We start from the raw sequence: 13700 nt of genomic DNA on the forward strand, positions 1-13700 counted from the left end.
CTTCATATTAATAGAAGAAACACGATTAATATTGTTTGTTTGCACGATTTTGTTTGTTTAGTTTTCAAAGAACAATTCATTATGTCAGAAGCGACATTTGTTATTATACCAACTCTCCATTACGATGTCAATATAATATTTTATTTTTATTAATTTCTTTTAACAATTAACATTCGTTTGTTAAAAGCGACATTTGTTATTATATCGACTACCTGTTGCTATGTCAATATAATTTTTAATTCCTTTTTCAATCACCTTTAACAATGAGAACTTGCTATCAAAAGCGACTTCCTTATAGTATCACCCTCATATTAATTACGCAACAAAAAGTTTTTTCTTTTTTTTAGGAAGGTCTTACGGTTTTCGTTTCAATAATAAATAAACCAGGAGATTAGCATATCTCCTGGCTCTTCACTGGTCTTACCTATCTAATGATTCTTTTTTCCTTTACCTTTCCCTTGGTGCTTTTTCTTTTTCTCTTTTTGCTTTTCTTCTTTTTTGGGCTTCTGCTGATTTTTAATCCCTACATTATTACTAGCAGGTTTCGCTTTGTTAATAATAGGTTTTGGTTTTGGCGGCACTTCTGCAGAAGTAACTCCTTTAATATACAGTTCATTATTTACTCTATAGACACTGCTTGGCTGCTGAAAACTCGATGCATCCGTTCCAAATGACTGCATCATGGCTTTGAACATATACTTTGCAATTGGTGTTGTCGTTGCGTCCATAAAGTTCCCAGAACCGTTTTGTGCATATCCTGTCCAGACCGCCATGGTGTATTGCGGTGTATATCCTACGAACCAGCTATCATTCGTGGCGTTTTCAGGGTATCCAAACTTCGCCCGGGTCGGTGCGTCAAAATTCGTAGTCCCTGTCTTTCCTACCACATATAGTCCGGGAACATTGGCCATTGCACCACCCCCATTAGTTACAACAGAGCGTAACATATCAGTCACCATATACGCCGTGTAATCATGCATAACCCGTTTTGATTTCTCCGTAAAATGAACGACTTTACCATTGGGCAGGACCACTTTTTGGACAAAATGCGGTTTATTGTAGTTCCCTTTATTTCCAAATGCACTGTAAGCCCCTGCCATGGCCAATGGACTAACAGTATTGCTTCCAATCGCATAAGATTCGTATATTTGATTATTTTTAAAAGTAATGCCGAGTTGTTGGGCAAAATTCTTTGCCTTTTCCATTCCAACCGCCCTTAGTGTAAGAAGGGCAGGAATATTGTACGAGTGGTTCAGTGCATTCCGTATGGTCAGCATTCCATGATACTTATGATCCCAGTTTGAAAGCGGCTGTCCCGTTGAATACGATGTCGGCTGGTCATTAATCAGATGACCAGTGGACCATTTCAAATATTCAATCGCAGGACCATAGTCAAAAACCGGTTTAAATGTCGAGCCCGGTTGACGACTGAGATCGACCGCAAAGTTGTTACCCAGAAATTCAGCTTTATACTCGTTTCGACCGCTGCCAATCGCACGCACTTCACCGGTTTTTGTATCTAAAAAGACAAAAGCCCCCTGAAAAGCCGCATTTGGATAGGCAATGATTTCATTGGTGTTCAACATTTTATCTGCATAATTCTGTGCTTTTGGATCGAGGGTAGTATAGATAGATAATCCATCCTCACTGATGTCGACATCCTTCAGTTTCCTCTTTACCTCTTTTACAACTGCATCCAAAAACGCTTCGTAAGGAATAGTTTGTTGGTTGCTTTTTGGGACAAGTCCCTCAGTAACGGGAACTTTTGAAGCTTCCTTATATTGTTTCTCCGTTATATAACCATCTCTAAGCATCGAACGTAAGACGATATTTCGACGATTCGTGGCCGCTTCTTTGTTTTCCGGCTTGGTTGGATCGTAATTATTCGGACTCTGCGGCAGTCCGGCTATCAAGGCCGCCTGCGCTAGCGTCATTTTTTTCAGATCCTTTACTTCGATACCATAGTAACTCTTTGCGGCAGCAGCAACTCCGTAAGAGCGGTTTCCAAGGTAGATTTTGTTTAAGTACATCATTAAAATATCGTGCTTGGAATATTTCTGTTCCAACTGATAGGCCAAGTCCCATTCTTGCACTTTTCGCTTTAATGTTTTCTCCGGCGTCAAAAAGGAATTTTTAATCACTTGCTGTGTAATCGTACTTCCGCCCTGTGAGCCGAAATCTCCGGTAACGTTGACAAAAATGGCCTTAGCCGTCCTTTTAATGTCGATCCCATGATGCTCATAAAAATGGGAATCCTCCGTAGCAATAAACGCTTGCTCCAGCACTTTTGGAAGTTGATCATAGGTAATTTTCGTTCGCTTTTCCTTCCCGTACTCATAAAGAAATTTTCCGTTTTTATCATAGAATTTCGTAGAAAGTGGATCCACCAGCTTAGAGTCATCCAAATTAGGCGAATCCTTAATCATGGAAGCAAACGTGATCGCCCCTGCTCCTGTCGAAACCAGTCCAAGAACGAGAAAGATAATAATTATTTTTTTAAAAAACGAGCCTTTTTTCTTTGGTGCCCGCTGACTTCTTTGCTGATTCCGTCTTGCGTTTTCCGCTTGTTTTCGTTCCTCACGAGATTGATAGGTCTCTTCTGACATTCTTTTTCTCTCCCATGTAAATTTATGGTTTGGCAATGTTGATTAAAAATGGAGATATTTTATCTGCTAATAATAAAATTTCGAAAGTGGTTTGAAATTTATGAGGGGAATCAGGCATCTTTGTTGATTGTTTCTTTCAAAAGCAAAAAAATTCCTCTCCCATGTTTGGAAGAGGATAAATGAAAAACTAGAAGGGTAAACCAATAAAATTCTGCACAAAAAAGTAGCCAGCGTAAAGGGTCTGGCCAAACAGAGCGAGCCCTAAAATGACAGCTGGGATAAACTTCGTCTGAACGAGAGCCGCCTTTCTAGCCGGGTTGCTCCTCGACATGAACGCTTGTTTACACACATGAATCGCACAAATAATCGATTGTGTAAATAGAATCGCTGCTAGAAATATACTCAAATGAACAAAAATCATTTCATGTTGAAGGAAGAGGGGGAAGGCCAATAGGGCAACAAGGGAAAGCCCCCATATTACGCAGAACATGTTGCGAATCCACAACAATAAAGCTAGAACACTAAGCACTAAAAACAGATAAACAACCAAATGATAGTGGCCTCCGGATACGAAATAGAACAATCCGATGGCGGCTGCCGATGCAACCGTATAGCCTGTATAAGAAATTAGTGCTTTTTTAAAGGGCGATATCAGACTTCCGGTTGTCTGGCCTGTGCCATCAGGATGGAGGTGAATTTTATTATTCCAGCCACCTTCCAAACAAACATTTATGACCATGCTAACCAAATTGTGACAGTGAGCCAAATACACCCTAACAAAAGGAAGCCTGCTGCCTACCAACCCTGCCACCAGGTATATGAGAATCAGCGTTGTTGGATCCAATGTAGTTCCTCCTCGCTATGACGGATAGAAAGAGAAGTACCAAACTATTCGGATGGTGCTCCTCTTCTTATGCATTATAATGCCGTTTTTAACTTTTCAAGTTCCTTATTTAGCTCATCATCACTTACATATATCCCATCAAACTGTGCTAACGGAGCCGCGTACTGATTACCTGCCTGTACTTCTGCTTCCATCATTAAGATCCGCTCTTCGGCACGGGCCACTTCCCTAACAATATCATCTGTATTGAAAGAAACTGTTGATTTTTGAATTTGTTTCATCGACTGAGCGACATTCGCACGTGATGCCAATAAGATTTTCTTTTGCTGCATTTGGTTGTACGTTTCTTTAAGCTGGTCCAATTTTTCGACGAGAGTCTGCGTTTGCCCCTTAATTGACGTTAATTGGTCCACATATAACTGTAACTGGTTTTCTTTGCTGAGTTTTTCTTGCACAGCTAGTTTGGCCATCGCCTCGTCGCCTTGCTCAAGTGCTAGTTTCGCCTGACGAGTACGCTTGTCCACCAAAGATTTGGTTTCATAGATCAGCGCCTCTTGTTTTTTCTCTACAAAGATTTGTCGTGCTAACGCATTCTGACCTTTAACAATTTCCTGTTCCATTTCTCTTGAATACTCATTTAGCATAGCAATCGGATCTTCGATACCGTCTAAAAGCCCATTCATTTCCGCTGATGTGATTCTCTTTAATCTTTTAAAAATACCCATGTTATTCATTCTCCTTTTTCGTTAATAGATTTTTTTCCCATTGATCTAGTACACTAGCATTTTGATTTGTTATCGGAATTTGTGAACCTGCCACAGAAGTGTTGATAAACTGTTGCATAGAAGAAGCTTTTGACTTCTTTCTTAGCCATTTTACTAATAGAACTAAAGCAGCTAGTCCAATGATTAGGAAGAGCCATTGGAATCCTCCGCCGTGGTGAGCGCCATGCATCATCTCTTGGCCGCCGCCGCCAAATCCGCCATGGTGTCCCATTCCACCAGCCCCATGTCCATGAGGTCCTCTAGCAAAAGCACTGCTCCCTCCTAGAAGAAAATGGAGGATGTTAATTGCTAAGACAGTAGAAGCAACAATCACTCCCCAGAAAATACCTTTTTTAACGTTTGTGTTCATCTCGTTTATCTCCTTTCGTTATCTTATGAACTGAATATTAATAGAGTTTGGTGAAAACTTGGTGAAAAGGAGAGACTATTTTTAAAATCTAGTAATTTTTATGGGAGACAGGAAAAGAGGGACCTTCTGTCATTGGCAGTGCCGTTTCGAGTACTAATTTTATTGATCTTTAAAGCTGCTGATTTCCGCATCTAGGATCAGATGTTCCGCACTTATCGGTTAGGTATTAGATTAAGCAATCAGGCTGATAAATAGACGGACGAATTCCGCCTATTTCGTAATTATTATTTAAAAAACCTTAAATAGGCGGAGGGATTCCTCCTATTTACTTTAAAAACTCGAAAATGGTAGGTTTTTCTTTGCATAATCGGAAAATCTCCGCTTATTTCCCCCGAAACGAGCTCCATTCTGAATTTAACCGGAAAATCTCCCCTTATTTCACTTTTGCTGGTTACTCGCTTAAGGACAATACATCTTCTTAAAAAAGGAGTGAGTCCCAAGAGAACCTCATTTAGATGCAGTTCAACTTGGCGAGTTTTACTTTTTTATATACCAATACGACTGTCATGTATTTTAAGAAAAGCACCTCAAAACGGAACCCTTTAGCCCAATTCGCGGTGCTTCTCCTCAATAAATTAAACTGCTGCCACTTTCTCTTTTTCACCTTTTAATTTTTCAATTTCCTTCGTGAGCTCTTCCTCGCTCACATAGCTATTGTATGCCGCGTCAAACTGAGCTAATGGAGCCGCATACTGATTACCTGCCTGTACTTCTGCTTCCATCATTAAGATCCGCTCTTCCTCACGAGCCACTCCTCTTGATATATCATCCGTATTGAAAGAGACCGTTACTTTTTGAATCTGTTTCATTGACTGAGCGACATTCGCACGTGATGCCAATAAGATTTTCTTTTGCTGCATTTGGTTGTACGTTTCTTTAAGCTGGTCCAATTTTTCGACGAGAATCTGTGTTTGCCCCTTAATTGACGATAATTGGTCCACATATAACTGTAACTGGTTTTCTTTGCTGAGTTTTTCTTGCACAGCTAGTTTGACCATGGCCTCCTCGCCTTGCTCAAGTGCTAGTCTCGCCTGACGAGTACGCTTGTCCAGCAACGATTTGGTTTCATTGATAAGCGCCTCTTGTTTTTTCTCTACAAAGATTTGTCGTGCTAGCGCATTCTGACCTTTGACAATTTCCTGTTCCATTTCTCTTGAATACTCATTTAGCATCGCAATTGGATCTTCCATCCCATCTAATAATCCATTAATATTCGCCTTTGCAATCGTCTTGAATCTTTTAAAAATACCCATGTTATTCGTTCTCCTTTTTAGTTAAAATATTTTTTTCCCATTGATCCAAAACGCTGGCATTTTGGTTTGTTACCGGTATATGCGAACCTACCACAGAGGTGTCAATAAACTGTTTCATAGATGAAGTTTTCGATTTCTTTCTAAGCCATCTTACTAAAAGAAGTAGAACAGCTAGTCCAATAATAAGGAAGAGCCAAGGGAATCCTCCGCCATGGTGTGCGCCATGCATCATCTCCTGGCCTCCGCCAAATCCGCCGCGCTGACCCATTTCACCAGCACCATGTCCATGTGGACCTCTAGCAAAAGCACTGCTTCCACCTAGAAGAGCGTGGAGTAAGTTAATCACCAGTACAGCAGAAGTAACGATGACACACCAGAAAATACCCTTTTTTACTTTTGAATTCATTTCTTATAACCTCCTTTCGTTATCTGATGTAATGAATATTAATAGAGAATGGTGAAAACTTGGTGAAAGGAGAAACTATTTTTAAAAAAAATCCACAGATTCTCCGTGTGGTTCTCTTCGATTCGGGGCGATCGCCAGATGGTCCTAACCGCATCCGAATATCTTAATGTTTGAATATATAAGGATATATACCTAACGGATGTGTCTTTTTTACCAAAAAAAGGGATAAAAAGAGGGATTAGCGATGTTCCTGAAGAAATTATCATTCTATAACATATTTTTTATTGGGGGAAAGGCCGCCATGAGACAAAGCCGACAATATAAATCTCCATACGCAGCAATGTTGTGGTCATGTGTTTTACCTGGCTTCGGGCAATTTTACAATAAGGATTATATGGTTGGGGCTGTGTTGATTGGCTTGGAATTTTTAGTGAATCTGAACTCAAATCTAAACCTATCTCTAATCGACTCATTCATAGGGGATATGAATTCAGCCCATAACATAATTGATTATAGATGGGCGCTATTTTACCCATCCCTGTACGGTTATGCCATTTGGCAAGCATTTAATGCTGCCATCGCCAATAATAATAAGATGATCGGTAAAGATGTGGACCAAAGGACATATTTGTCTGGCTTCTTTCTTGGAATGGTATTAGGTATGGATTTCGGATTATTTTGGCACGACTCTACCATTATCACAGATCATACCGTTATTAGATTATTAGATTTCCCTGTCTTTAATGGACTTGCTTTTGGAATATTGATAGGAATTTTCGGACATATCATGGAAAATAAGGTTTATCGAAAACAAAAAGAGCATCTTATACCAGGTAAAAAATAGGGTAGTTCCTTCATAGTGTCTTCCTCCCCTATTTTAAAGAAGCAGCCCCATTTACCATTTCTCACGTCTATAGCCCCTATTGACTACCTTTCCCTTCCTTTTTTTGTTCTTCGGTCGTCTATACCCCCTCTTCGTTTTTTTCATCGTTCCTGTCACATTTCTTCACCCAATATCGTCTTGAGTTATGAAATAACATAATGGAGGTTATCTTATGACTCAAAAGTTGGATATTGTCATTGTTGGCGGTGGGTTAGCAGGTTATGTTGCAGCTAATTATTTATCGAAGACCAATTTATCGATTTTAATAGTAGAAAAAGGAAAACATGTGGGTGGCAGGGCTCGAACAAACAAGATGGATCAACAGTATTTGAATCTTGGCCCGCATGCCCTTTATAAAAAAGGAAAAGCCAAGTCTATTCTTGAAGAATTAGGAATCCACCTTACTGGAAATTCACCCAAATTAGGCGGCACTTTAATTGAAAATAATAATGAATACGCTGCTCCCCTTGCTCCTTTCGAGCTTTTTACAACAAGTCTTTTGAATGGAAAGGAACGGATTGAGTGGGTCTCAGTTTTGTTAAAGCTAATGAATACTGATCCTGAAAAGTTAGCAGAGCTTACCTACCAACAATGGGTGCAGCAGGTAACCCACTCTAAAAAAGTGGAATCCTTACTATATGTACTTGGCAGACTGGCAACCTATTGTCATGCTCCTGAAATGGTAAGCGCAAAAGTAATCGTAGTGAATATGAAAAATGCGATGGGCGGCGTACTTTATCTAGATGGTGGCTGGCAAACCATTATTGACCAACTTCACAGTAAAGCCATTCTTTCAGGTGTTGAGGTTAAATCACATACCCTTGTTAAACAAATGAAGCTCACCCAACAGGATCACATAAAATTGGTTCTTTCAAATGACGAAGAAATTCTCGCGAAGTATGTGATTTGTACAACCGGCCCCCACGAACTAAATGAAATGTTAGTAGAAACCGTACAAACTAACTTTTTTTCAAAAATAACACCTGTACGCGGGGCCACATTAGACGTTGCTCTAACCAAGCTGCCTAACCCAAAACGTTTGTTCGCCATGGGCATCACTGATCCCCTCTATTATTCCGTGCATTCACCTTATGCCCGCCTCTCTGATGATCCAAAGAGTGCCGTTCTTCATGTATTTAAATATCATCATCCAAATGACACACACGATAAAACAAGTATTAAAAACGAGCTTGAACAATTTTTAGAACAACTTCAGCCAGGGTGGCAGCAATATGTGATTACAAAAAGATTTATCCCGAACATTACCGTAAACCAACGCTTACCCCAGATAGGGGATGAACAGAAGCTGCAGCGTTCTAAAACAGAAATTCCGGGATTATATATAGCAGGAGACTGGGCTTCTCCCGACTCCATTTTGGCAGATGGCGCGGTTAGCAGTGGAAAACAGGCAGCGGCGGAAATCATTTTAAACGAAGAGAGGAAATATAGTGCAAATTACGAAAGAAGATTACCAACAATTTAAACCATTGTTGTTTTCATTAGGTTATCGGATGTTAGGTTCTGTCGTGGAAGCAGAAGATATGGTCCAAGAAACTTTTCTAAAAGCTTACCAAATAAGCGGGGCGAACATAAAGAATAAGAAGGCATATCTCTGCAAAATGATGACGAACCTCTGTCTTGATGTAGTGAAGTCTGCCCGGTATAAACGGGAACAATATGTGGGGCCATGGAACCCAGAGCCATTAATACTAGAAACATTAACCTTTGATCCCGCGGATATGCTGATACAAAAGGAAGGTTTGAGTATCGCCTATTTACGAATGATGGAGCATTTGGCACCAGATGAACGGGCAGTCCTCCTTTTAAGGGAGGTATTTGATTTCCCATACGCAGAGATTGCTAACATGATAGAAAAGAAAGAAGAAAACTGTAGAAAAATTTTCAGCAGGGCTAAGTCAAAGCTCTTACTTGTGGAAGGCGAAAGCTTACACTATGAGAAGAATAAATCCGTGGTTAATCGCTTTATAGAAGCGTTTCAATTGCAAAATAAAGATGTCCTATTAGAGCTTATCTCTGAAAATGTTACACTATATTCTGATGGCGGTGGCAAAGTCACGGCTGCCGTCCGTCCAGTCGTATCCGCAGCCAATGTTTTAGCCCTATTATACGGAGTCGTCAAAAAGGCCCCTATAGACACTTATTTTGAAGTGAAAAATGTCAATGGTCAACCAGCGATCGTGATCTACATGGATGGGAAGATTCAAAGTATCCTTAGTTTTTATATCCAAAATGAAAAAATAAGCGAAATGTATATAACAATGAATCCTGATAAGTTACCTATCTAATACCACCTATTAACCCAAGTGATTCAATGGGCGAATTTCTAAGTTTTATGAGCGAATCTAGGCACTTAATGAGCGAATCCTAAACGTTTATGGGCGAATCTAGTAATTCAATGGGCGAATTTTAGAAGATACACATTAATGATAAATTTGCAAACAATAAAAAGGAGAGAAGTGATATACCACTTCCCTCCTACAATTTTTTAGTTTACGCTGTCTCTCTCTCCCCGCCAACATCCACGCGGTTCTTGCCAATTTTTCCTTTAATCGACTTCATTACATGGTACGTAGTTGGTACGATCACTAAGGTTAATAGAGTTGATGTCAATAAACCTGATATCACCACAATTGCTAAGGACCTGGAAATTAAGCCGCCTTCACTAGATAGAGCCAATGGCAATAATGCACCAATTGTGGCGAGTGCGGTCATGAGAATCGGACGAAGACGCGTTTTTCCAGCTTCCAACAACGCCGCTTTAAGCTCCATGCCTTTCTTCTCGTTCTGTTTCACACGCTCCATTAACACAATCGCATTTGTAACCACAATTCCGATTAACATTAAGAATCCAACTAATGCCGGCATCCCTAAGGCTTGGTTCGTCACATACAATCCTAACAACCCACCCGAAAATAGGAACGGCAGCGACGATAGAATCGCCACAGGCATTAACATATTCCCGAACGCGACAAGCATCACGATAAACACCAGCACAACGGCAACCGCCATTGCCAGCATCATATTCGTAAATCCTTCATTCATCGCTTGGGCCTGACCCTCGGAACGAACATTTACGCCACTTGGTAAATCGATAGTCTTCAATCGTTTATCCACCTCAGCTTGAACACCTGACGAATTGTCGGTCGTGATTCGACCCGTCACCTGTACATATTGCTGCTGATTTAATCGGTACAACGCAGACGGACTTGGTGCTTTTTTGAGTATGGCCACTTCGGAGAGACTGACTTGCTGCCCCATCGGATTGGTCAATTTTTGACTCATAATCCCAGCAATAGAATCAACAGAACCTCCATCCAATAACAAATTCACACTCGTTGTTTTTCCCTCTACTTGCATATCTCCCACATGGTCACCCGCAATCAGTTCTCGAACAAATCCGGCAACCATGATCGGGCTTAAGCCTTTTTCAGCGGCTTTCGCATCATTAATATCCAATTGAAGCTGTTCCTTCACACCAGACAGATTGGATTCCACATTTTCTAAGCCATCAATATTTTTAATTTTATCCGTAATCAGCTTCCCTGCGGTCTCTAGATCTTCGGCATTGCCTCCTTCAACAATTAAAGCAATACCACTCGTTCCAACAATTCCAACCGGTGCAAGGGCCACCTGCATCTCACTGTTAAGATTCTCTACTTCTGTTCGTACCCTTTTTTCAAAACTACTAGTCTGTCCCTTTGAAGTTTCGTCCTCTAGATCAATCGAAAAACGAATATGTTCCCCATTCACAATCGTTTGGGTATCCTTAATCTGCCTCTCTTGTTTTAAAATTTCTTCAATATCACCCCCGATCAGGTTTGCTTTTTCCAGCGAAGTTCCCTCAGGTAAATCGGCAGTTAAGCGATAGGAGACCGCTTTTTCCTGCGGCAAAAAGTTCTTCGGAATCATCGGGACTAATGCTAGTGATCCAGCAAACATGACCACCGCCAGTACAATCGTTAAGGCCCGTTTATTCAGGACCCATGAGAGAGTATTCTTATAGGCTTTTTGAAAAATAGATTCTTTTTCCTCTTTCGGTTTAATACGAAGTAAGAATAACTTGGCGAGCAATGGCACGACAGTTAACGAAACAATCAGTGAAAACGCCAGGGCGACGATCACCGTGATCCCAAACGGAGCGAAGAAACGGCCGATAATACCAGGAACAAAGGAAAGCGGACCGAAGACGGCTATGGTCGTAAGGGTGGAAGACGTAATTGCCCCGCCCACTTCTTTGGCAGCTGTTAGCACCATTTTTTCATCTCGTTTCGCGCTCGTTAAGGTGCGGCGGTACACATTTTCAATCACGACAATTGAATCATCAATGACACGGCCGACGGCTACCGCGATTCCCGCTAGTGTCATCATGTTTAAACTATAGCCAAAATATTTCAAGGTAATCATGGATGCTAAAATCGATAACGGAATCGAAAGAACAGCGACAATCGTTGCCCTGATATTACGAAGGAATAAAAACGTAACCAGCACGGCAAACAAGGTTCCAAGCAGCACTTCCCGCAGCATTCCATCGACGGATGTTTTCACTTCTTTGGATGTATCATATAACTTCGTTAAAGTGTACCCAGCTGGAAGGTCTAATTCATCCAGCTTTTCTTTGGCTTGCCCGACCACTTCAACGGTATTTGAACCGGCCTGTGCTTTCATCTCAACCAGAACCGCTGGCTTTTCATTTAATCGAGTATAGACCGTTTCTTTTTTATTGCTATAAGAAACATCCGCAATCTCCTCCATCTTTACTTTTTGGATGCCATTTGGTCCTTGCGACAAAATTTGAATATCCTCTACATCACCGATAGAATCCAGCTTAAAGTCAGCTTGCACATTCAAGGTTTTATCGTCGACATTTACCTGACCAGCCGGAAAAGAAAAATGATGCGCTAAAAACGTTTGCTTGACAGTCTCATAGGTAATGCCGTGCTGCTTCATTTTTTCAGGATCCAGCTTCACCGCGACTTCCTTTTCCGTTTCACCCGAGATATCAATCGTTCCCACTCCGTCGATTCCAGTCAATGCCGGTTTAATTCGTTCATTGATATATTCAGTCAAGTCGGATTGATTGGCTGTGTTCGATGAAAGAGCAAATGTAAAAACCGGCATCGCAGACGGACCGTCTTTGAGGATTTGAGGTTTTTCTGCTCCTGCTGGCAGTTGGATCGAAGCAACCGCGGTCGTAACATCCTTTTCCGCTTCATCCATATCCTTGCTCATCTCAAATTCAAGAATCCCCGCGACCATATTACTGTGTGCTTCAATATATAAATTATCTAGTTTCTTTATTCCTGATAACGTGTTTTCTAACGGTTTGCCTATATCCTCTAACCCTTGTTCAGGAGTCGCTCCAAGATATGGAACCTGTACGATGATATATGGAATGTCAACATTAGGCATTGATTCCATCTTCATCGTTTTGACTGAATAAATTCCTCCTGCAATCACCATCAACATGGCGATAAAAATAACCCCCGCGTTCTTTAACGAAAACTTAATCCAAGATTTCATCTCTCTTTTCCCCTCCGCAATCTAAGTACTTTTTCAGTTTAACTACTTTCCCAACCTACTAAACTCGCTTTCTGGTTCTTTTTACCTTTTTTATTATAGGTTTTCCATCTAGGAGCCAACATCGGGCAGTTGCTGTAATCTCATCTACGACCTAAGGCTTAGAAAATTTTCTGGTGTCAGGCACCGAAATTGATTAAAATGGTAAATTTCTAGTAAAATTTACTTATACAGAAAGTTTGGTTTAGTTGAAAAACTGAAATGAGCCATAGGGAGAAGGAGTTATGGAAAAATGTTTAGGAAGTTGTCCGATGGGATATTAGCGCTGCTGATTACCATCCTGATTTATGCGGTATTTTTTGCGGTGTTTCCAGGAGTCCCGGGGATGAAATGAATAATAGTTTGATCGCCATGGCAACCTTTATAGCGATGACTTTTTTTATAAACTTTCCGCTTTGTTGGTGGATTATCAAACGAATCATTAAGGCTAGTCGAAGCAAGAGGAATTAATTAGATCTTACCAGTACATCCTTTTATCGACATTTGAGAAAGTACTGTACTTAATTAAGTAACCAGCGACAGTAAAATAAGCGGAGATTTTCCGCTTAGTTGCACAATTTGAACTCGTTTTGGGGTAAATAAGGGGAAGTTTTCCGATTAACCAAAATAAAATCCTCTATTTTCACGTTTTTCGAGTCAATAGGCGGAATCTCTCCCTCTATTCAAGCTATTTTTAGTGCTATTTACAAATTAAGCGGAATTTTTCCGGCTATTTATTAGACCGGTGTTAACCTGATTCCCCAACCGATAAGAGCGGACCCCCATGCTAAATACGGGCACTATTAAACACTATACAAATTTTCGCACAAAAAAAGACAATCATCTCTGATTGTCTTTTTTTTGCCTGGCAACGTCCTACTCTCACAGGGACGCGTGTCCCAACTACCATCGGCGCTGAGAAGCTTAACTTCCGTGT

10 protein-coding genes and 1 rRNA gene are annotated in these 13700 nt (G+C 40.7%); 3 read left to right on the forward strand and 8 right to left on the reverse strand.

The window, feature by feature from the left end:
- Positions 1-428: 428 nt before the first annotated feature.
- The 6 genes from FS608_RS29295 to FS608_RS29320 form a co-directional block, all read right to left on the reverse strand.
- The gene (locus tag FS608_RS29295; protein WP_144556062.1) at positions 429-2606 is read right to left on the reverse strand and encodes a transglycosylase domain-containing protein; all 2178 of its coding nucleotides are present in this window, start codon (positions 2604-2606) and stop codon (positions 429-431) included.
- A gap of 187 nt (positions 2607-2793) precedes the next feature.
- The gene (locus FS608_RS29300; RefSeq protein WP_144556063.1) at positions 2794-3450 is read right to left on the reverse strand and encodes a M50 family metallopeptidase; all 657 of its coding nucleotides are present in this window, start codon (positions 3448-3450) and stop codon (positions 2794-2796) included.
- Between the two features lie 74 nt (positions 3451-3524).
- Positions 3525-4175 (reverse strand): PspA/IM30 family protein, encoded by a 651-nt coding sequence (locus tag FS608_RS29305; protein ID WP_186328958.1) that lies wholly within the window; start codon positions 4173-4175, stop codon positions 3525-3527.
- 1 nt (position 4176) lies between these two features.
- Complete coding sequence (locus FS608_RS29310) at positions 4177-4584, reverse strand: hypothetical protein (RefSeq protein ID WP_144556065.1); 408 nt, start codon at positions 4582-4584, stop codon at positions 4177-4179.
- Between the two features lie 635 nt (positions 4585-5219).
- Positions 5220-5897 carry a PspA/IM30 family protein gene (locus FS608_RS29315; RefSeq protein ID WP_144556066.1) on the reverse strand — a complete coding sequence of 226 codons (678 nt, stop codon included), beginning with the start codon at positions 5895-5897 and terminating at the stop codon, positions 5220-5222.
- A 1-nt stretch (position 5898) separates the two neighbouring features.
- Complete coding sequence (locus FS608_RS29320) at positions 5899-6303, reverse strand: hypothetical protein (RefSeq protein ID WP_144556067.1); 405 nt, start codon at positions 6301-6303, stop codon at positions 5899-5901.
- Positions 6304-6604: 301 nt separating this feature from the next.
- On the opposite strand from FS608_RS29320, the gene FS608_RS29325 reads away from it, so the two are divergent.
- From FS608_RS29325 to FS608_RS29335, 3 genes are all read left to right on the forward strand, one after another.
- Complete coding sequence (locus FS608_RS29325; RefSeq protein ID WP_144556068.1) at positions 6605-7147, forward strand: hypothetical protein; 543 nt, start codon at positions 6605-6607, stop codon at positions 7145-7147.
- 211 nt (positions 7148-7358) lie between these two features.
- Positions 7359-8669: a phytoene desaturase family protein gene (locus FS608_RS29330; RefSeq protein ID WP_144556069.1), complete on the forward strand. Its 1311-nt coding sequence runs from the start codon at positions 7359-7361 to the stop codon at positions 8667-8669.
- A complete protein-coding gene (locus FS608_RS29335; RefSeq protein WP_144556070.1) occupies positions 8635-9492 on the forward strand; it encodes an RNA polymerase sigma-70 factor in 858 nt (285 codons plus the stop codon). Before FS608_RS29330 ends, FS608_RS29335 begins: the two co-directional genes overlap by 35 nt.
- A gap of 205 nt (positions 9493-9697) precedes the next feature.
- Here the strand turns inward: FS608_RS29335 and FS608_RS29340 are convergent, their stop codons facing one another.
- Positions 9698-12727 (reverse strand): efflux RND transporter permease subunit, encoded by a 3030-nt coding sequence (locus FS608_RS29340; RefSeq protein WP_144556071.1) that lies wholly within the window; start codon positions 12725-12727, stop codon positions 9698-9700.
- An 899-nt stretch (positions 12728-13626) separates the two neighbouring features.
- Positions 13627-13700, reverse strand: a 5S ribosomal RNA gene (gene rrf, locus FS608_RS31925); the annotation flags it as partial.

It is taken from the genome of Bacillus sp. X1(2014) (assembly GCF_007678255.1).